The organism is Bacillus sp. FJAT-18017 (genome assembly GCF_001278805.1).
GTDB lineage: Bacteria > Bacillota > Bacilli > Bacillales > Cytobacillaceae > Bacillus_D.
The window spans coordinates 500,969-521,605 of the sequence record NZ_CP012602.1 but is presented as its reverse complement, the minus strand read 5'-3'; the positions used below and the strand labels follow the sequence as shown (position 1 = coordinate 521,605).

15 protein-coding genes are annotated in these 20,637 nt (G+C 43.2%); 4 read left to right on the top strand and 11 right to left on the bottom strand.

Features of this window, described 5'->3' with window-relative positions; all coding sequences use genetic code 11:
- Positions 1-284: 284 nt before the first annotated feature.
- Positions 285-2,792, top strand: coding sequence for a preprotein translocase subunit SecA (gene secA / locus AM500_RS02455; protein ID WP_053597777.1), 2,508 nt, complete (start codon positions 285-287; stop codon positions 2,790-2,792).
- Positions 2,793-2,899: 107 nt separating this feature from the next.
- Here secA and hpf read toward each other — a convergent pair whose 3' ends face one another.
- The 8 genes from hpf to AM500_RS02415 all read right to left on the bottom strand — a co-directional run bounded on the left by hpf (position 2,900) and on the right by AM500_RS02415 (position 12,424).
- Complete coding sequence (hpf, locus tag AM500_RS02450) at positions 2,900-3,451, bottom strand: ribosome hibernation-promoting factor, HPF/YfiA family (protein ID WP_043929954.1); 552 nt, start codon at positions 3,449-3,451, stop codon at positions 2,900-2,902.
- A gap of 209 nt (positions 3,452-3,660) precedes the next feature.
- Complete coding sequence (locus tag AM500_RS02445; protein ID WP_053597776.1) at positions 3,661-4,377, bottom strand: ComFC family protein; 717 nt, start codon at positions 4,375-4,377, stop codon at positions 3,661-3,663.
- A 28-nt stretch (positions 4,378-4,405) separates the two neighbouring features.
- Positions 4,406-5,932, bottom strand: a complete 1,527-nt coding sequence (locus AM500_RS02440) for an ATP-dependent helicase ComFA (protein WP_082347107.1) — start codon at positions 5,930-5,932, stop codon at positions 4,406-4,408.
- Positions 5,929-6,936, bottom strand: coding sequence for a nuclease-related domain-containing protein (locus AM500_RS02435; protein WP_053597775.1), 1,008 nt, complete (start codon positions 6,934-6,936; stop codon positions 5,929-5,931). Before AM500_RS02435 ends, AM500_RS02440 begins: the two co-directional genes overlap by 4 nt.
- Positions 6,937-7,511: 575 nt before the next feature.
- A complete protein-coding gene (locus AM500_RS02430; protein ID WP_053597774.1) occupies positions 7,512-9,317 on the bottom strand; it encodes a TIGR04190 family B12-binding domain/radical SAM domain protein in 1,806 nt (601 codons plus the stop codon).
- A 251-nt stretch (positions 9,318-9,568) separates the two neighbouring features.
- On the bottom strand, positions 9,569-10,411 hold the full coding sequence (locus AM500_RS02425; protein ID WP_053597773.1) for a DegV family protein: 843 nt from the start codon (positions 10,409-10,411) through the stop codon (positions 9,569-9,571).
- A gap of 146 nt (positions 10,412-10,557) precedes the next feature.
- Entirely contained in the window at positions 10,558-11,244 is a 687-nt protein-coding gene (locus AM500_RS02420; protein WP_043929961.1) for a response regulator, read from the bottom strand.
- Between the two features lie 34 nt (positions 11,245-11,278).
- The gene (locus AM500_RS02415) at positions 11,279-12,424 is read right to left on the bottom strand and encodes a sensor histidine kinase (protein ID WP_053597772.1); all 1,146 of its coding nucleotides are present in this window, start codon (positions 12,422-12,424) and stop codon (positions 11,279-11,281) included.
- Between the two features lie 627 nt (positions 12,425-13,051).
- On the opposite strand from AM500_RS02415, the gene AM500_RS02410 reads away from it, so the two are divergent.
- Both AM500_RS02410 and AM500_RS02405 read left to right on the top strand, forming a co-directional pair.
- Positions 13,052-13,684 (top strand): YigZ family protein, encoded by a 633-nt coding sequence (locus AM500_RS02410; RefSeq protein WP_053597771.1) that lies wholly within the window; start codon positions 13,052-13,054, stop codon positions 13,682-13,684.
- A gap of 146 nt (positions 13,685-13,830) precedes the next feature.
- Entirely contained in the window at positions 13,831-14,871 is a 1,041-nt protein-coding gene (locus AM500_RS02405) for an LCP family protein (RefSeq protein ID WP_053597770.1), read from the top strand.
- Between the two features lie 681 nt (positions 14,872-15,552).
- Here AM500_RS02405 and AM500_RS02400 read toward each other — a convergent pair.
- From AM500_RS02400 to AM500_RS02390, 3 genes are all read right to left on the bottom strand, one after another.
- Positions 15,553-16,608: a glycosyltransferase family 4 protein gene (locus AM500_RS02400; RefSeq protein ID WP_053597769.1), complete on the bottom strand. Its 1,056-nt coding sequence runs from the start codon at positions 16,606-16,608 to the stop codon at positions 15,553-15,555.
- A gap of 171 nt (positions 16,609-16,779) precedes the next feature.
- Positions 16,780-17,907, bottom strand: a complete 1,128-nt coding sequence (locus AM500_RS02395) for a glycosyltransferase (RefSeq protein ID WP_053597768.1) — start codon at positions 17,905-17,907, stop codon at positions 16,780-16,782.
- A 214-nt stretch (positions 17,908-18,121) separates the two neighbouring features.
- Positions 18,122-18,844, bottom strand: a complete 723-nt coding sequence (locus tag AM500_RS02390; RefSeq protein ID WP_053597767.1) for a WecB/TagA/CpsF family glycosyltransferase — start codon at positions 18,842-18,844, stop codon at positions 18,122-18,124.
- Positions 18,845-19,006: 162 nt separating this feature from the next.
- On the opposite strand from AM500_RS02390, the gene murJ reads away from it, so the two are divergent.
- The gene (gene murJ / locus AM500_RS02385) at positions 19,007-20,533 is read left to right on the top strand and encodes a murein biosynthesis integral membrane protein MurJ (RefSeq protein WP_053597766.1); all 1,527 of its coding nucleotides are present in this window, start codon (positions 19,007-19,009) and stop codon (positions 20,531-20,533) included.
- Positions 20,534-20,637 lie beyond the last annotated feature (104 nt).

The following is a 20,637-nucleotide window of genomic DNA, read 5'->3' as shown; positions in this document are numbered from 1 at the left end:
ATTCCTTTTAAACTATATTCAACTTCCAGCAGCCCTTCTCTTCACAGTTGTGGCAAAACGTGAAACAACTGATTGAAGGTGGCTAAGCTTAAGTGGGATAATGACTTAATTTTCATCTGTTTACATTATTTTCGAGACGTCCGAATCAGTATGCCTTCGGTTGTCACTGCTTGGCTGAAGTGGTAAGATGGTAAAAGAAATTGCCGAAATGTTTTTACAGGAATTTACTAGAAGATAACGAATTTTTTTCTTATGGATTGGAATGTATATATAGAAGGAGCGTAATGATGGGCATCTTAAATAAACTGTTTGATATGAACAAACGCGAAATCAAGAAGCTTACAAAAATTGCTGACCGGATCGAGGCACTTGCCGACGAAACGGAAAAGCTGACTGATGACCAGCTCCGCGAAAAGACGGAGGAGTTCAAAAAGCGTTATCAAAATGGCGAATCGCTGGATGATCTGCTTGTTGAGGCGTTTGCGGTTGTCCGTGAAGGGGCGAGGCGCGTTCTCGGCCTTTATCCATACCATGTCCAGCTAATGGGCGGTGTTTCCCTGCACGAAGGGAACATTTCCGAAATGAAGACTGGTGAAGGTAAGACTTTGACAGCAACCATGCCGGTTTACTTAAATGCAATTTCCGGCAAGGGCGTCCATGTTATCACGGTGAACGAATACCTGGCGAGCCGGGATGCGACCGAGATGGGACAGCTTTACAATTTCCTGGGTCTCTCTGTAGGCCTGAACCTGAACAGCATGACAAAAGAAGAAAAGCAGGAAGCATACGCTGCTGATATCACGTATGGTACGAATAACGAATTCGGCTTTGACTATCTTCGCGACAACATGGTTCTTTATAAGGAACAAAAGGTTCAGCGTCCACTTTTTTATGCGGTCATAGACGAAGTTGACTCCATTTTAATTGATGAAGCGCGGACTCCGCTTATTATTTCCGGAACTGCTCAAAAGTCGACTTCTCTCTACATCCAGGCGAATGCATTTGTACGGACGCTAAACAAGGATGAAGACTATACGTATGACGAAAAAACAAAAGGCGTTATGCTGACTGAGCAGGGGATTTCAAAATCAGAACGAGCTTTTGGGATTGAAAATCTCTTCGATATCAATCATGTAACATTGAATCACCATATCAATCAGGCATTAAAGGCAAACGTCTCGATGCATCTTGATGTGGATTATGTAGTCCAGGACGGCGAAATCGTTATTGTTGACCAGTTCACCGGCCGCTTGATGAAAGGCCGCCGTTATTCCGAAGGCCTTCACCAGGCTATCGAGGCGAAAGAAGGTCTTGAAGTTCAAAACGAGAGTATGACTCTTGCGACCATTACCTTCCAGAACTACTTCCGTATGTACGAAAAGCTTGCCGGTATGACAGGTACGGCTAAGACCGAGGAAGAGGAATTCCGCAATATCTATAACATGAACGTTGTCGTTATTCCAACAAACCGTCCGATTGTCCGTGATGACCGTGCGGATTTAATTTACGCTACGATGGACGGAAAGTTCCGTGCTGTTGTCGAGGACATTGCCGAACGCAATAAAAAAGGCCAGCCGGTCCTAGTTGGCACGGTTGCAATTGAAACTTCGGAATTGATCTCTAAGTACCTGCAGAAAAAGGGGATCAAACACAACGTCCTGAATGCGAAAAACCATGGACGTGAAGCAGAGATTATTGCTGAAGCCGGCCAAAGCGGCTCGGTTACAATCGCGACAAACATGGCAGGCCGCGGTACCGATATCAAACTTGGCGAAGGTGTAAAGGAAGTTGGGGGTCTTGCCGTTATCGGTACAGAACGTCACGAATCACGCCGGATTGATAACCAGCTACGCGGACGTTCAGGCCGTCAGGGAGACCCGGGTGTTACCCAGTTCTATTTATCAATGGAAGACGAGCTAATGCGCCGTTTTGGATCTGATAATATGAAGGCCATGATGGAACGGCTTGGCATGGATGATTCCCAGCCGATTCAAAGCAAAATGGTGTCCCGTGCGGTAGAATCTGCTCAAAAACGGGTTGAAGGAAATAACTTTGACGCCCGTAAGCAGCTCCTTCAATACGATGATGTATTGCGCCAGCAGCGTGAAATCATTTACAAGCAGCGTAATGAAGTACTTGAGGCCGAAAACCTGCGCAGCATCGTTGAAAACATGATCAAATCGTCAATCGAGCGTGCAGTGGATTCCCATGCGCCACGCGGCGGGGATGAAGAGGATTGGAACCTGGATGCGCTTGTAGATTGGATACATGCCAACCTGCTTCGTGAAGGCGACATAACAATTGATGACCTAAAGGGCAAGTTCCAGGATGAGATGGTGGAAACCATCTTTGCCAAGGTGATCGAGCGCTATAATGAGAAGGAAGAAGTGCTTTCATCAGAGCAAATGCGTGAGTTTGAAAAAGTTATCGTACTTCGTGCGGTCGATTCAAAATGGATGGACCACATTGATGCGATGGACCAGCTCCGCCAGGGCATTCACCTTCGTGCCTACGCTCAGACCGACCCGCTTCGCGAATACCAGCATGAAGGCTATGCAATGTTCGAGAACATGGTTGTCTCAATCGAGGATGAAGCAGCCCGTTACATCATGAAGGCAGAAATCCGCAATAACCTGGAGCGCCAGGAAGTTGCCAAGGGCGTTGCTGTCAATCCAAAGGCAGACGGGGAAGCCAGCAAGAAGAAGCCTGTCACTAAACAGGTTGACATCGGGCGCAATGACCCATGCTACTGCGGAAGCGGCAAGAAATATAAGAACTGCCACGGTGCTTAATATATTTAACAAGGAGCAGGCCTGAGTGCCTGCTCCTTTTTCATTACTTAATTTGGTAGAATTAAAAAATCCGGCTCCCATTTGGGAACCGGATTTGCTATTATCCATTAATGAGCTTCAATTAAGCCGTAACGGCCGTCGTGGCGCTTGTAGACGACGTTTGTACGGTTTGTTTCAGCATTAGTGAAAACATAGAAACTATGGCCAAGCATGTTCATTTGAAGAATTGCTTCCTCACTGTCCATCGGCTTCAGTTCGAAGCTCTTCTGACGGACCACCTCAAGCTCATCTTCTTCATCAAAAGTTGCTACCTGAGAGTTCTCACCATTGGCAAACATTGCAGCAAAATCGCCTTTTTCACGGAACTTACGGTTCACTTTCGTTTTATGTTTGCGGATTTGGCGTTCAAGCTTATCAGTAATCAAGTCAATTGCAGCATACATATCTTCATGGCCTTCCTCGGCGCGGAGGACGAGGTGCGGCATCGGGATGGTTACTTCTACTTTGGATGTTTTATCCTGGAACACCTTCAGGTTTACATTGACATTCGCTTGCGGTGTTTCGGTAAAATACCTTTCTAGCTTGGAAATCTTCCTTTCCACGTACTCACGTATTGCTGGAGTTACTTCAATGTTTTCACCACGAATATTGAAATTCATGTGAAACGCCTCCTTTTGTTAAGACTATGTAAACTATATTCTCTTCTACCCTATGAGAATCCTTCTAAAACAGAACAAAAAGTTTGTCGAATCTATGACAAAAGCAACAGCCAAATAGTGACAACCCTTCCCCAATGGGCTTCAAAGGTGATTTAGGCGCTAAAAGATGAAGCAAATTTTGTCGAAATGTCTTTGCTGCACCATGACAATTACCCCCTCGCAATTGTAAATGAGACGATTTCCCTTGCCCCTGCTTCCTTCAAACATTTTGCGGCATGACGGAGGGTTGAGCCGGTTGTGTAAATATCATCGGCAAGCAGCACCCTTTTCCCGCTCAGGCTGCCTTGATCCACCAGATTGAATACATGTGGTAAATGTATTCGTTCCTTCCGGGATTTCTTTGACTGCTTTTCAGCATGCTCCCTGTTTAAGAGCGCTGACCACTTAATACCAGCCTCATGCAAAATGGCCTCTGACTGGTTAAAACCCCTTTCATAAAGCCGTTCATCGCTTAGTGGAATTGGAACAATCCTATCCGCTTTCAATGAACGTATAACTTTGGAAACTTCATAGGAAAATGCCTTTGCAATTTGATAATCGCCACGATATTTAAACTTGGCAACTACTTCTTTTAAAAAATCGTTATAAACATATATAGATTTATTTTGATAAAGCAGTCCTCCCCATTCCGGATCCTGCTCCCACCGGTGGCAGTCATGGCATAGATCACCAACCCGAAATTTTCGAGCCTCGCCAGTGAACAACCTGCCACAGATCCTGCACACCTCCCCTTTTATCGGCTCCAGCTTCGAAAAACAAGATTTGCAGATTTCCACCTCCTTTGAGGCTGAAAATAAACTTGTCCAGCTTGGTTCTTCACCTGCCTTGCCCTTGCAAAGTACACATCGATCGTTGATAAATAACATTTCTTCATCCCTTTATAGTATGCCCTGATCATCCCAATGAATCCTTGATTAGCCCCTTAACTTTTGCCTCTTTATTCATCGTTTGAATTTGGTTTTTGGCCCTCTCCATGGCAATGGTTTTCCCAAAATGAAAATAGGTAACATCCCCTTCCGGATGAGCCGCGCTCCTCCCAGCACGTCCGGCAATTTGGACAAGCGCGCTCTCAGTAAATATCCGGTCCTCAGCTCCAATTACGGCAACATCGATATTAGCCAGCGTCACACCGCGTTCCAGGATGGTCGTAGTTAATAAAATTGGAATAGACCCCGAGCGAGCATTGCCAACCTTTTCTTTTCGATCAGGGTCTTCAGCGTGGACTGACTGGATGGCAGGATTTATTTTTTGTAAAATGGGCAAGGCTGTCTGCATGGATTCTATATGCGGGAAAAAGACAAGTGCCTGTTTCTTGGCTGACAGCCTTTTTTCAATCCAGGAAAGGCATTCAGAAGGCAATTTTCCTTTTTGAAGCTGGCTCTTCCAATTGCCGCACCAGCTGAATTCAGGAACCGGGAGAGGATTACGGTGAAAACGGGCTGGAATAGTGATATGGGCACGCCTGCCAGACCTGCATTCACGCTGCCACTTCCTGCTCGGTGTCGCTGTCAGAAATATAGTTGATGATATAGGCTTTCGCGCCTTTTCTCCTGCATATTGAAGTGCTTCATCTGCTGTATAAGGAAATGCATCGACCTCATCAATAACCATCATGTCAAATGCGTAGTGAAAACGAAGGAGCTGGTGTGTTGTCGTAATTGTAAGCTGTGAATAGGTATGGCGGTCCTCGCTCCCTCCATAGAGCGCAGCAATTTTTACAGAAGGGAAAGCAGCCTGGAGTCGCGGGGTAAGCTCATGGACAACATCCGTTCGCGGTGTTGCAATGCATACTCGTTTCCGGTCTTTAAGTGCAGCCTCAATCGGTTCAAACAGAAGCTCGGTTTTTCCAGCTCCACAAACAGCCCAAACTAGCAAACTCGAATTTTGCCGGACCGCTTCGATTGCGCGATTCGAAGCAATTCGCTGACCGGCAGAAAGCATCCCATTCCATTCGAGGATTTTTTCAGGAGGGTCGAAATGGGGTGGCGGGCCAGCCCAGCTTATCAATGGCGTGCATTCCGTGATACGGCCCATCATAATGCAATTACGGCAATAGGTACACCTCTCCCCGCACCTGACACAGGGGAAGGAAGCAAATAACTGTGTATCCTTGTTGCCGCACCTCGCACAGACAGGATGACCTGCCTTTCCCACTATCCCTTTTCTATATTGAACATAGCCATTTTCATAATGCTCATGGATTTCTTGTAAGGAGAATTCCAGGTCTTCGAGAAGCAGCTGTTTGCCTGTTAGGATGGATTGAAGATCAGGGTTGGGTTTAAAAAGGGAGTTAAGTTGAGGCTGCGGAATTGAAATGAGCTCGGAGATTCTTTTTGTGCCTGGCGGGAATTGCGGGATGCCTTCTTTGGTGTATGTGGGCAGAATGGGGATAAAAATGTGTTGTGCTTCTTTAAATCTCATTTGCTCTCCTTCGTTCTTCTCAAAAGATTGGCTGGATTTGTAATCATGTTTCTGATGTTGCCAGAAATCTGATATACTCTGTACCTTTTCTGCCCAGTTAGAGAAAAATTCAGCTTTTTTAAAAAGTGTTTTGTATTATATCGCGATGGGATATCCAGAAACAATTTAAGCTGGCTATTTGTTGCAGTTGGCCCAAATAGGAGAAAATAATCAATCACTTTTATAAGAAACTCTTTTTCATCAACCTGTTTGCATATTTTACAGCAAAAGTTGCCTTTAACATAAAACATCGCTTCATCACAGCGAGGACAGAAAACGCCGTTTTTCAAATCCTTTCGGGACAGTCCAAAAACCGTTAAAATACTTTTGTTATTCGGAGTGTTGAGTTTAAGGAGATATGAAGAAATGTCCAGTATTTGTTCGGGGGTTATAATTTGCTTGTGGAAATTTTTCTCCAGACTAAAAACTTTGTGGACAATACCATTGGCATGACATACTTTTTTATTTTTATCTGTGTTTGACTTTATAATGGTTTTTGGGTTGGCTATGGAAATAAGGTAATCGAATGGCAAATCTGGGAAATAAGCTGAAAGCAGATATTTAAGTTTCAAAATGATATTTTTCGCCTGTACAATAGGATCTTCAAACGACTCTTCTAAATCCTCCTGTATCCGGATAAGTTGATCAAATACACCGTCAAAAAAGAGTACTCCTTTGAAATTCTTTGATTCAATCACTAAACAATATCGTGGGGTTAGGATTAGCACATCAATTTGAAAAAAGTCATCTTCGAGGGGGAGGCGGAGATCATGTAGGATAAAGTAGTTTTGATAAGGCAACTGACGGAGGTAATAATCCAGTTGTGTTTCCCCCCAATAGCCTGCTCTTCTGCGAGCAAGGTCACTTTCAATTTCAGCATACTTGGAACACTCTTTTGGAAGATTTCTCAAAAGCGCCTCCTCTTGAAGAATTCTTAATGGAATTTCTCTTTCATTCAATTTCAATAACTTTCCCTCCTATTCTTAAATTATCATTCTAGTTTTAAAATAGTAATCCTCCATATTTGTTAACTAATTATTGAAAATTTCGTGAACTATGCTGACCCATTTTAGCCTTAACTATAATTTTCTATCTATGGATCCTTATTCATTCTATGTGCACATTTCCGAGTTCTATGGGCAACTTTCTGAATTCCATGGGCACTTTTCGCATATCTATGGGCACTTTTTGATTTTCTATGGGCATAACGCCGATCTCACAAATATGAAAATTTCGATAGTAACCTCTCTCTTACATTTAGGCCCATCTCCATCCGAAAACTTCTATGTGCACATTTCCGAATCCTATGGGCACCTTTCGAACTTCTATGGGCACCTTTTGATTTTCTATGGGCACCTTTCGAACTTCTATGGACACTTTTCGTACTTCTATGGGCACTTTTCAACTTTCTATAGGCATCCCAAGTTTATCAACATGACTTTTTAGTTTATGAGTACTTTCCCAATTCACTCAAACCAAGTAAACAAGCCATCCCGTTTCCGCAGGATGGCCCTCAGCCAATTTAAACAAACCCAACCTATTAATAATCTCTTTCCTCCCCCGAATAAACAGTTACGTTTTTTCTGTCAATTCTGCCGAGCTTGCATCGAATTCCCCGGAGAATCTCGTCGCCCAATAGTTCCAGTCCGATTCGTCCGAGTGTAAAGAAGTCCGCGTAGCGTTTTGATACTTCCCATTTTAGTTCATTTTTGCCGCAGATGCTGTGGCGGTTGACTTCTTCGACTTCCTTTTTGATGAGGGCGAGCCCTGCCTGTTTTTCTTTGTCAGGCAAGAGGAGCAGGTCATCAATGCGTTTCATAAACTCTACTGACTTCACAATCTTGTATTCTATTTCTTCGTATTCGTCCTGCTTGATCAGTCCGTATTTCAATTTGAATTTGTTGAGTAATAGCGCTGAGTCGTATGTTGCACGGACTATGTCATCACGGGTCATCGCATTGGTTTCATAGCTTAGCATGTACTTCCATGAAGGTGAGAGCATTGCCTGGCGAAAGTCCTCAAGCCGGAAACAAAACTTTTTGTAGCCGTGGAGGTCTGGATGCTCATAGGCCGGGCTGCCCGGATCAAGGAACGGTGCTAGCGGTGCAATAAAATAGGACAGTCTAGGATCATTGCTGCACTCATTGTGAATTTTTTCACAAAAATCAACATTGTCAATAGCGCTTTGGTAGCTTTGTCCGGGAATTCCCGTCATGAAAAACAAATCGATTTTCGCACAGCCATGTTTCAAAGCGTATTGCAAGGTTTCTATGACTTTCTTATTTGTGCAGTTGAACTTCCCGTTCACGCGGCGGATTTCTTCATCCGAGGATTCGAGTGTAATCTCGATGCTGTATTTTGGGACGGCCTTATGGAGTTTTTCAAAAAACTCTTCATCAACATACTGGAATAATTCAAATACCAATTCATCCTTAAGCTTCATTTTAGACAAGCCTTCAAAAAACTCGTTCACGTATTCCTTACCGCCTTCTCTAATATCATTCAACAGGAATATTGGCGCGCGGCTGAATCGCTGAATGAGCGCAATGTCATCAAGCATGTTTTTAGGGGATCTCATCAGGATTTTCTTGCGGTTGCAGTTCAAAGCGTACGCATCCTTTGAACCCCCACAGATCAAGCAGTTGTAATTGCAGCCCTTCGAGGTCAATATCGCAGTGTTGGGGTATTGCAGCCATCCCTTGTATGGGAGCGGATCCAGGAGGTTAAAGTATTTAAAAACAGATCGGATGACATACTTGTAGCCCGGGAGGTTGAAATCATTAAGGCTGTCTGGCACATACGTATGCGGGTTATGGATATGCTCGCCATCATTCTTCCAGCTCAGGTTCGGGATCGTGCTCAAGTCGCGGTTTCCCGCTTCCAGCGCATTCAAAAGCATGAGGATCAGCTTTTCGGTTGTGTCACCCCTCACAACAAAGTCAACGCAAGGGTACTCGAGAAGTTCCTTGTAGAAATAGGTGGAGGAAAGTCCTCCGAACATGACAGGAACAGTCGGATGGTGCTTCTTACAGATTTTTGCGAGTTCAATACTTCCGTGGGCATGCGGCAGCCAGTGAAGATCGATGCCAAACGCCTTTGTCTTAATTTCGCGAAGCTTTTTTTCCACATCAAAGTGTGGATTCATCAGCATTCGGTTGGCGATGTTGATGATTTTCACCTTAAGTCCGTACCTCTCCAGGTAATCGCCGATGCTGGTTAATCTAATAGGGTACATCTCGAAAACGGGCGAGGACGGTACTACGTCACTTATGGGACCGGTGAAGAGCATCTCCTTCCTAAAGTCATAAACAGTCGGTGGATGAAGCAATACCAAATCATAAACCATATAATCACCCTCATTTTAATGGACTTGTATAAATCCTTCCTCTTCCATTTTGACACAGATTGGGTAAATATGGTGCTTACGAAATGAAACGTAACGTAATGTTCAACATTTCACAAACTTGAGTGAGAAATGTCTCATCTTACTTCATTGTATGGCAGCAGATTCTATAAATTCACCCGAACATTTACATAAAATAAAACTTTCTTAGCGCCAAAAAAACAGGCCATCCCAAAAGAGATGACCTTAGCAAACTATCTTTTTTTATACCAGCCCAACCCCATGGCACCTTCGCCCAAATGAGTACCGATAACCGGCCCAAAATAGCTTATCGAGAACCTTACTTGTGGAAGGTTGGTTTCAAGCTCAGTCTTCCAGGCAATTGCCTCTGCTTCTCGATTGGCATGGATAATGACTGCCTCGTATTCAGCTTCAGCAGCCGTTGCCTCGGTTAGAAGCTCAACAATTCGGTTCATAGCTTTTTTTCGTGTACGGATTTTTTCAAAAGGAACAATCATTTTATCTTCAAAATGAAGAAGCGGCTTTACCTGAAGCAGGCTGCCTATCAAGGCCTGGGCACTTGAGAGCCGGCCGCCGCGCTGAAGATGGGAAAGGTCATCCACCATAAAGTAGGCCCGCATGGACCTTTTCATTTCATCAAGGCGGTTCATGATTGCCTCCGGTTTTTCACCGCGATTAGCCATTTCAGCTGCTTCAATGGCATAAAAGCCTTGCACCATGCAGCTGATTTCTGAATCGAATGGGTACAAAGCAAGCTGTTCAACCATTGAACCTGCAGTGACCGCCCCTTGGAACGTACCGCTAATTCCGCTTGATAAATGGATGCTGATGACGGCATCATATTCTTTGCCCAGCTGCTCAAAAAGCTCGACAAACTGCCCAATTGGCGGCTGGGAAGTAGTGGGCAGATCTTTTGTTTTCACTTCTTCATAAAAATCTGCCGCACTGATTTCAACTTCCTCCTGGTACGCCTCTGTACCAAAGATAACATTCAAGGGGATCATATGTATGTTCAATTGTTCGCGTAATTCCTTCGGTATGTATGCTGTACTATCTGTTACAACAGCCGTTTTCATAAAAGTACCATCCTCGCTCATTATCTATCTTTATATTGTAGCGTAAGCAGGGTGAGATTGCACCATCCTTTATAAAGAGACAACCCGGTTGATTTCCGCTTCTTTTTTCATCTGAAAAATAGCACGGGGAATCCCCCGTGCTATTTCTACCTGACCTCAACCCAGCCGTTTTTAATTGCTACAACCACAGCTTGTGTCCGGTCGTTTACATTCATTTTTTGTAAAATATTGCTGACATGGTTTTTCACGGTCTTTTCACTAATAAACAAGGCTTCGCCAATTCCGCGATTGCTTTTTCCATCAGCCAGCATTTGCAGAACTTCGCATTCCCTCCGTGTCAACAGATGGAGCGGTCTTCTAATCTCTGTTTGCTGCAAACCAGCAGCCACACTTTCCTCGGCTGCACCTACAAGCCGGCGGTATTCATTGACAAGATTATGCGTCACCCTTGGATGGAGATAGGAACCGCCAGCTGCTACGACTTTAACAGCATCTACGAGGGCATCGGCATCCATTTCCTTAAGCAAGTAGCCTCTCGCTCCAGTCTGTAAGGCATGCATAACATAATTTTCATCATCATGGATAGAAAGGATAATAATTTTCGTTTCAGGATAGCGTTCCATGGCAAGCGCGGTTGCTTCTACACCATTCAGCGTTGGCATGTTGATGTCCATGATCACAACATCAGGGTCATGTTCCTTGATCAAGTCAAGGGCGCTTGTCCCATCGTCCCCTTCGGCAACCACCTCAAAGGATTTTTCAAATTCAAGAATTCTTTTTACTCCTTCACGAAAAAGCTGGTGGTCATCTATAATGACAATCTTTGTTTTCATTCTCATCGCCTCCTTGTTCAAACTTCTTCCGCCCCTACGTTTGCGGTATTGGCACCTGAATAATGACGGCTGCCCCCTGGCCGGGCTTAGAGGAAATGGCAAACTGCCCTCCCAGGAGGTCTACTCGTTCCTTCATGCCGATGATGCCAAACGAACCATATTTTCTCTTTTTCGGGTCAAAGCCTTTCCCGTTATCCTGTATGACAATCGTAATCGCTGTTTCTCTCATTTCAAGCTTAACCTGGATTTCATTCGCATCCGCGTGCTTTAATGCATTCTGGACCGATTCCTGTATTAGCCTGAAAAGGGCAACTTCATACTTTGAAGGCAGGCGCCTATCCGCTCTTAGGTTTTGGAAGGTTATCTTTACGGTTTTGTGATAGTCCTCCATCGTTTGCAGATACTTCTTTAATGTAGGTACAAGTCCAAGGTCATCAAGAGCCATCGGCCGCAAATCATAGATAATCCTTCGCACCTCATATAGTGAGTTCCTGACCATCTGCTTAAAGCTTTTAATCTCTGAAAGGGCAGCATCAATTCCGTCTTCCTTATATACACGCTCGATCAGATCGGAACGCATCATAACATTTGCAAGCATTTGGGCAGGCCCATCGTGTATCTCTCGCGAAAGACGCTTTCGCTCCTCTTCCTGGGCCTCTATGATCTTCAAGCCGAATTCCACCTTCAGCTTGGCATCTTCGAGTATCTCCCCCATTTCCTTCAGATCGCTCATCAGATAATTCATAACAACCGAGATTTGTGAGACAAGATGGTCGGCGCGATCCATTGTCTCACGCAAACCATCCATCCTCCGTATCAGGTCCTTTTTCCGTTCACGCAGCTGTTTTTCCATCTGCCTGTTCAGTGTCAGTTCCATTTGGAGTTCATGCGCTTTTTCGTACGCTTCACGCACTTCATCCTCGGTATAGTCTTTAAAATGCATACTGACTTCCGAAAGCTTGCCCCTGGAAAGGCGAACCTTGGTCTCGAGGCGCTCTCCTTCGCCAACCACCCTGTTGGTCAGATCCCCAACTTCCTCGAGTTCGGACTTCAGAGTCTCAAAGTCAGCCCGTGATTTTTCACCTAAACAAAAGATTTCATTCTTGCTTCTTCCAACAGATTCAATCATTCTTGCCAGGATTACATCAAGCATTTTAGTATCAAAGTCCTTTATTCCCATAGCCTTCCTCCCGGGGCGCCCATGCCCCGCCTAAACTCATGATTCAGAGTTGGGTACATTTTGTCACCAGCTCTTTTCTCATAGTTTATCGTGAAAGACTGAACGAAACTATCCAATATTGGAATAATTTCTTAATTTCCCCTAAAAATCGGTAATTGGGATTATAATTGCATTTAAACTCTATATCCTTTAGCCTATAGGAAGGGTGGATAAACCTACTATTCTAGGATTTTTTAACTAAGAAGTAAAAATATGATACCTAGTCATAGATATTACCACTATGTATACTGTACTAATTATAGCATGCAACTTTTTTTCGATGTTAACAATTACTCTACGGCTGATTGGGAAAATATTTCATCCTTAACCTGACTGCTACTATTGAATACAGGGTTATAGGAGAGTAAAATAATGAAGTCAGTTTTGTACTATACTCATGTAAATGCGGGTAAATAGATTACAAATTTCCCAACTTTTTTCATTTTTCTTTAAGCCATCCAGTTTATATGGCAAACATTGACTCCTTTTTTATAGTATACGTGAAACGATTTTCTTTTTTGTACCGTCAAATAGGAGGCGGGCATCCAGTATTTTATATGAACACTGAATTTTAGGAAGGAGCATTATATGCTTCCCTCATATTTAACAGTAAAAGACTACGGCGAACACGAAATAATTATAGAAAGATCCCGGTTTATCGCCCATGTACAAAGGGCTGAAACTGAAGAACAAGCCCAAGAATTTATAGCTGATATTAAGCGTCGCCATCGGGATGCAACTCACAATTGTTCAGCTTACCTGATTGGCGAAACCGATCACATCCAAAAAGCGAATGATGATGGAGAGCCAAGTGGTACCGCTGGTGTTCCAATCCTTGAGGTCCTTAAAAAGAAAAAGCTAAAAGACACAGTCATTGTTGTGACCCGATACTTCGGCGGTATTAAGCTCGGCGCAGGCGGCCTGATTCGCGCATATGGAAGGTCTGCTTCTGAAGGGATCAATACTACAGGGATTGTAGAGCGCAGATTGATGCGAGTTGTCCACACAACCATTGATTACACTCTTCTTGGAAAAATCGAAAATGAATTAAGGTCTTCCGGTGCCCATATCAGGAATATACATTACCTGGATAAAGTAGAGATTGAAACGCTGGTTGAAGACAATGAGACTGCGCCTTTCATGGAGAGAATGGTGGATCTCGCAAACGGCCAGTGCGACTGCCGTTTGGGTGAGGTTCTTTATGTTGAATTTGAAAGATAAATCGGCCTGGCGATTTTACACTGGGAAATTGTTGCTTTTTTGTAAAAATAAACGATTGTGCCTGGTACTTTCGCAGTATTATAATTAAAAGTTGTAGCTTGCTAATTTTATGAGTTTAGTCCTGTGAAAATTTAACACTTAGGAGAATGACTTTGAATAATACAAGAATTAATCATAAATCGTCTAGGAAAAAGCGGCAGAAAAAGCGGATTTTTTATTTTCTAGTCCTCCCCCTCCTTTTGATTCTCTTAGCGGGAGGCACATATGCAGGCTTTCTTTTTACAAAGGCAGCAAATGTTATGAATGCATCGAATCAAGAGCTTGAACGGGGTGACACGTCCGCAAAAAGGATTCAGAAAATCGACCCTAAGAGCGATAACTTTTCGGTATTGATCATGGGTGTGGATGATAGTGAGAAGCGGCAGCAAGGTTCGGCAACGAGGACCGATGCCCTTATTCTTGCCACCTTTAACCGTGATTCCAAGTCAGTAAAAATGGTCAGCATTCCCCGTGATTCTTATGTGTATATCCCGGTGGAAGGAAAAAATGACAAAATCACACATGCACATGCATTCGGCGGTGTAGATGGTACGATTGAAACAGTAGAAGAATTGTTTGATATTCCAGTAGATTACTATGTTAAGCTTAATTTCGATGCGTTTATTGATGTAGTTGAAGCGCTTGACGGAATTACAGTCGATGTTCCGGTCACTTTTTCCGAACAGGACAGCAAGGACCGCAAAGATGCCATTCACCTTGAAAAAGGTCTTCAGGAACTAAACGGTGAAGAGGCCCTAGCCCTGGCAAGAACGCGGAAAATTGACAACGACATTGAACGCGGGAAGCGCCAGCAGCTCGTACTTAAAGCGATAATTGATAAAGCCATTTCTGCTGGTTCTATCACAAAATATGGTGATGTCATGGAAGCATTGGGAGACAATATTACAACCAACTTCAAATTTGGTGAAATCCTTTCCCTTTACGATTATGCAGGCACAGGATTGAACATTGAATCAATAGCTCTTGACGGCCACGACCAGTACATCGGCAGAACTTATTATTACCAGCTTGATGAGCAAAGTGTAAGCATGCTCACAACAACATTAAAAGGCCATTTAGGCTTGACGCCAGCGACCACTGCAACAACAAGTGAGTCACAGCTTCAAGCTGCCTCCGATAACGAATAAATAAATAGGTAAATGTGTGAGGCCCCCAAAGGTGATCTTTGGGGGCCTCTTTTTCAATCATTGGCGAGTTTCTATATTAAGGGTACAAAAACCTTATTTACTTGTGATTCGGTTCACCGTAATGTACCTAAATGAGGTTCTCTTGGCTTTTTGAGATAAAGCTCACTTTCCGTCTTGTCCTTAATAAAGCAACCAAGGAAGATAAAATAAGCGGAGATTTTCCGGTTACATGGAGAATAGAGCTCGTATCGATGTATATTAGAGGAGACTTTCCGGTTATAAAAAGCAAAAGCACCTATTTTCATAGATTTTGAGTCATTAGACGGAATCTCTCCGTCTATTTTAGCTATTTTTAATCATAATAACTAATTAAGCGGAATTCCTCCGTCTATTTATCAGCGCGGGAGATTAGGCTGTTTCCCCAACCGATACGTGAGACCCTCTTGATTTTAAATAAGGGAATAGCTGCTTTTGCTAAACCAGCAGTTGCCCCAATACTTATTGTCCATCATAATCCGATGTTAAATGCTGTATCTCAAGTTTATGCAATTCCATAAACCCTAAATAAATAAAAAAAGACGTATGCCAATTCATACGTCGATTCTTTTGTCTATTAATAATAAAGCACCGATAAGTGGAACCTTGAATTTAAACCGGACAGCCTTATGTTTTCGATATGGGTTATCTGTTTCTAGCATAGCGGATGTTTCGCATCATGTTCAAGAGCGGCCTGTAGTTTTTATCAACCAATCCGACACTTTCCACAATCAGCTCAACCGCGAGCAAGGTAAGAGTTAGAATCAAAAGCGATCCCCACATGGTTGCCATGGAAAAAATAAAACCGGCCAATCCGAACAATGCGCTAATTCCGTATATGAGCAGGACTGTCTTTTTATGGGAAAACCCAAGATTCAACAAGCAGTGGTGCAAGTGTGATTTATCCGGTGCCGATAAAGGAGCCTTCTTAACTATCCTTCTAACAATAGCAAAGATGGTATCGGACAGCGGCACACCAAGAATGATAACCGGGATAATGAACGAAATGAATGTAACGTTCTTAAATCCAAGCAAAGACAGGACGGCTATCATATATCCAAGGAATAACGCCCCGGTGTCGCCAAGGAATATTTTCGCTGGATGGAAATTATAAAAAAGGAAACCAATTGTGCTGACGAGGACAATAAAGCCAAGCGACATAACATACGCATCACCCTTGACAATTGCCATCGCAGAAATTGAGATAAGTGCGATTGATGAAACGCCAGCTGCAAGGCCATCGAGACCATCGAGCAGGTTAATTGAATTGGTTACTCCAACAATCCAAAGAATCGTAATCGGGACGCTCATAACTCCAAAGTCAAGCTTGCCTCCAAAAGGAAGGTTAATAAAGTTGACTTCAATGCCACCATAAAGGACAACAACTAACGCTGCCGCTAGCTGGGCGAGAAATTTCTTTTTTGCTGAAAGTTCGTATATATCATCCAAAATTCCGGTTATGATAATGATGATGCTTCCCAGTACGATTGCCAAATGATAAGGGCTATATGGTTGAAGAATAAGAATCCCTATAACAAAGCTAATGAAAATCCCCAATCCACCGAGCCGGGGCATCAGTTTAGTGTGAACTTTCCGCTTGTTTGGCTTGTCCACGGCCCCTAGCTTGTAGGCCAGTTTTATTATAGACGGCGTAATCAGGATGGAGCATAAAAAACATATGATTAAGGTCGCGTAAAACATCCAAGACCCTCCTTGAAGGTATAATGCCCCTTCCAACTTATAAACAAACAGGCATTTCTTTACCAGTAAAAATCATAAACCGAACTTATTATAGCATATAAAAATGATTTTTGTTCATAATGTATTTTTTCAGAGCTTTTGGACTAGCACCAAACCCTGTCATTTCACGTTTCAGACAAATTTTCCATAAGCTTCTGTAATACTTTCCACACAATTCTCCAATGTAAAATGAGCTGATGTATGTTCATAAAGCCTGATGCCTTTTGCGGACAAGATATGATTACCTTTCATATGAAGAGCCTCCTCCAAGGCATTTGCGAGGGATTTTACGCACCCAACTGGAATGACCCAGCCATAATCGGAGTTTGGTATTAGCTCCTTTACCCCGCCAACCTCAGTTGTAATCACCGGCAGCATTTGCCGGGCAGCTTCCAATAAAACAAGCGGAAAACTTTCGCTTTTAGAAGCCAGCAGCTTTATATCTGAAATTGCGAGCAATCCGCCAATGTCGTCTCGGTAGCCGAGGAACCTAAGACTATTGCCGATACCTAGCTCGGCAGCTTTATTTTTTAGCTGTCCTTCAAGGAAGCCATCTCCTGCAAGCAGCACTTTAATTTGCGGATACCGTCCTTTAAGCTTATGAATTGCGTGAAGTACATCGATATGCCCTTTTACCGGCGTAAGCCTGGCAATCATTGAAACAACGAAGTCTTCCCTACATAACCCCAGGGACTCGCGTGTGATTGGTATACTGTTTTCCTTTTCATTAAAATCAATTCCATTATAAATAACGGTTATTTTAGATGGAGCTATCCCGTTCTGGACTAAAAGGTCTCTAAAAGGCGCAGAAATGGCCAAATAATGGTCTGGTCTTTTCAATGATTGCAAATGAAGCCAAGTAAATGCCTTACCCTTTAAGCCTCTTCCCAGGAAATCATCATACGGATTGCTATGAAGAGTTGTAACCCACTTAAGCCGCGGCCTAATTTTTTTTATAAATATCCCCATTAAGTTAGCCCGGGGGCCATGGGTATGGATAATTTCTATGCTTTCCTGATCAATGAATATGGCTAGTTTTTTAAGAAACAGGCAATCATACCGGCTGGATTGTTTAAAAAGGCGGACTTGTATGCCCAGTTCAGATGCCTTTTTCTTCATTAATCCGTCCTCAAAAACCCCCAATATACTCTTAGATTTATCCATTTGCTTCAAGACATTAAGAATATGGACCATTCCGCCCCCGGTTTCAGCCCCGGCATTCAGATGAAGGACTTTCACATTGACCATCCTTACTTCCAATTATTTGACGTCTCCAGACGACACGAAGTTACAAGTAACTCCTCATTATTGTTTATGTCCATCTGGAGCAAACCTCATAACTGGGGATGGCTGTTAATTATTCGATTGGTTAAATAAGATTTTTCTTGTGCTTCAGCCTTTAGGAAAATCAATCAGGCTTTCGCGACTAACAATCAGTGGTGGATGAAGAACCCCCACGGATTGAAGTTTCACTTTATTTGATTTTCAACACCTCTATTACAAATTTGGGAAGCATTAGCATCCGCCTCCACCTTGATGGCTGTTTCACTAAACGATAAAGCCATTCAAGGTTCATTCTCCTCCACACCTCAGGTGCCCGTTTGGCTATACCGGCCAGCACATCAATACTTCCTCCGACACCAATAAAAATCCCTTTCGTAACTCGTCCAATATTTTCAGCTATCCACTGTTCCTGTTTTGGATATCCGAGTGCCACTAAAACTATATCTGGCTCTTTCATCTCAATCTCATCACTGATTTTCCCATCCTCCCAGCTGAAATAGCCGTGGTGGCGTCCAACCAGCGTAAGCCCGGGATACTTTTGGCTAATATTACTCGCCGCAGCCTGATTCGCCTCTTCCTTTCCCCCTAAGAGATAAACTTTCAACCCTTCTTTATCGGCCATCTCCAGCAAGCGGATTGTCAGGTCATACCCTGCCACCCTTTCCGGGAGTGGATTTTTTAGCATCCTTGAGCCAAGGATCACGCCAAATCCATCAGGGACAATATAATCCGCCTTTTTTAATGTACGTTTATATTCTTCATCATTTTTAGCATACATAACGATTTCAGGATTGGCTGTGACGATAAAAGCCTTCTCGCCTCTCCTAATATGCTTAGCCAAAAGGCCAGCAACTTCCTCAAAACGCTTTGCCAAAAACGGAATATCCAGAATTGTAATTGTTTTTTGTTCCATGTTTGTGCCTCTTTCACATTTGGTATCTATAACCCCGGCCGGCTGATTTAAAATGCTGGCAAAGTGGGTATGCTTGACAGTATTCACTTTAATCTTTCTTCAGCTTAATTGACAAATTCATTTATCATTAAGAAAACTGGCTTTGAAACGGTGTTGATTTCCTTGAATAATACGTTTATTAAATCAGTGGGCTTAATTACGGTTATTGCCATCATTAGCAAGATTCTCGGCTTTGCCCGAGAACTATTAATCGCAGCCTACTTCGGAGCTTCCGGGACCACAGATGCATTTTTCGTTGCATCGATTATTCCCGTCCTTATGTTCAGTGCGATTGGTATGGCACTGACAACAGGGCTTGTCCCTTTATATGCAGAGGCGAGCCGTGCTGGAAAAAAAACAGCTTCCTCGTTCATGAACATGCTCGGAACCTTATTCCTTGTTTTATCAATTATGCTATCCATCCTATTTTATATCAGTATCCCATGGATTACGACCTTGATTGCCCCCGGTTTTTCCGAAAACGAAGCCGAGCTGGTGAATAGCCTGGCCCGAATTATGATTCCGAGCTTCTGTTTCTATGTATTATCAGCGTTTATGACAGGGATACTTGAATATGAGAAGCGCTTTTCTCCGCCGGCACTTATTGCGGTTCCACAGAATATTCTTGTGATTCTCGCTGTTGTTTTATTCAGCAGCCGTTACGGTATTTATTCTGTTGCTGTCGCGACCCTGCTCGGTGCAATAAGCCAGGTGATTATGCTCTATCCTTTTTTCCGGAAATACATCCGGTTTAGGCTGAACTTCCAATTCGGCCTTTATCGCAAAAAAATCGCTGAGACATGGGCGCTGTTCTTTCCGATGATTGCCGCCTCAGTAGCTTACCAGATAAATGGTGTTGTTGACCGGATGGTTGCTTCCTACCTTGAAACAGGAAGTGTCTCGGCCCTTAACTTTGCAAACAAATTGATGTACTTGCCGTTAAGCATCATTCTGCTCTCTCTTATTACAGTATTGTTCCCGTCCATTATTGATGCTTTTTCAGTGCAAGGCTCACGGTTCATTGACTTAATCAGCAAAGGCTTTAATGCAATTATTTTTGTTGCGATTCCTATTTTGGCAGTGATGCTGATTGAAAATAACACGCTTGTTTCCTTAGCTTTTGAACGGGGTGCCTTCGACCATAAAGCTGCCTCCCTTACAGCATCAGCCTTTTTTTATTACTCCTTCGGGATGGTATTTTTGGCATTAAAGGAATTGCTTAATCGCTGCTTTATTGCAATGAAGGAACCCAAGGTTACAATGAAAGCAAGCATCGCCGCGGTACTGGTCAATATTCTGTTTAGTATCCTGCTGGCCCGGCTTCTCGGTACTGGCGGAATTGCCCTGGCAACGTCAATCGCTATGCTCTTTCAAACCGTTTACTTACTCGTGTATTTACGAAAAAAGCTAACTATTGAAAGGGAGCATTATCTTTCTTTTATAAAAAATCTCAGCAGGCTGCTGGTCATATTTTTCTTTACTCTTTCGGCTGTATATGCAATCTCTGCTTTAACAGAAGGATTGAATCATGTTCTTCAGCTTATTTTGTCGGCAGCTTGCGCGGGAATTATTTTTCTCATTTCCTCTATTGTATTAAAGGTAGAAGAGCTGGCTTGGCTTAAGGAACGCCTTTTTAAGCAAATCCGATAACCATACTTCTTTAGGATAAGGCATACCGACATGATGAAAGATTCTCCGTTTTCGAAGGTAATGAATCTTCTTAGTTACTAGCCACTCACAAGCAATACCAGTTG

Excerpts from the sequence above, each read along its gene's own strand:
- AM500_RS02425 (WP_053597773.1), bottom strand. The coding sequence starts at position 10,411 with ATGAAAACGGCTGTTGTAACAGATAGTACAGCATACATACCGAAGGAA.
- secA (WP_053597777.1), top strand. The coding sequence starts at position 285 with ATGATGGGCATCTTAAATAAACTGTTTGATATGAACAAACGCGAAATC.
- AM500_RS02405 (WP_053597770.1), top strand. The coding sequence starts at position 13,831 with ATGACTTTGAATAATACAAGAATTAATCATAAATCGTCTAGGAAAAAG.
- AM500_RS02440 (WP_082347107.1), bottom strand. The coding sequence starts at position 5,932 with ATGAGATTTAAAGAAGCACAACACATTTTTATCCCCATTCTGCCCACA.
- AM500_RS02390 (WP_053597767.1), bottom strand. The coding sequence starts at position 18,844 with ATGGAACAAAAAACAATTACAATTCTGGATATTCCGTTTTTGGCAAAG.
- AM500_RS02410 (WP_053597771.1), top strand. The coding sequence starts at position 13,052 with ATGCTTCCCTCATATTTAACAGTAAAAGACTACGGCGAACACGAAATA.
- AM500_RS02430 (WP_053597774.1), bottom strand. The coding sequence starts at position 9,317 with ATGGTTTATGATTTGGTATTGCTTCATCCACCGACTGTTTATGACTTT.
- AM500_RS02400 (WP_053597769.1), bottom strand. The coding sequence starts at position 16,608 with ATGTTTTACGCGACCTTAATCATATGTTTTTTATGCTCCATCCTGATT.
- AM500_RS02420 (WP_043929961.1), bottom strand. The coding sequence starts at position 11,244 with ATGAAAACAAAGATTGTCATTATAGATGACCACCAGCTTTTTCGTGAA.
- hpf (WP_043929954.1), bottom strand. The coding sequence starts at position 3,451 with ATGAATTTCAATATTCGTGGTGAAAACATTGAAGTAACTCCAGCAATA.
- AM500_RS02415 (WP_053597772.1), bottom strand. The coding sequence starts at position 12,424 with ATGGGAATAAAGGACTTTGATACTAAAATGCTTGATGTAATCCTGGCA.
- AM500_RS02445 (WP_053597776.1), bottom strand. The coding sequence starts at position 4,377 with ATGTTATTTATCAACGATCGATGTGTACTTTGCAAGGGCAAGGCAGGT.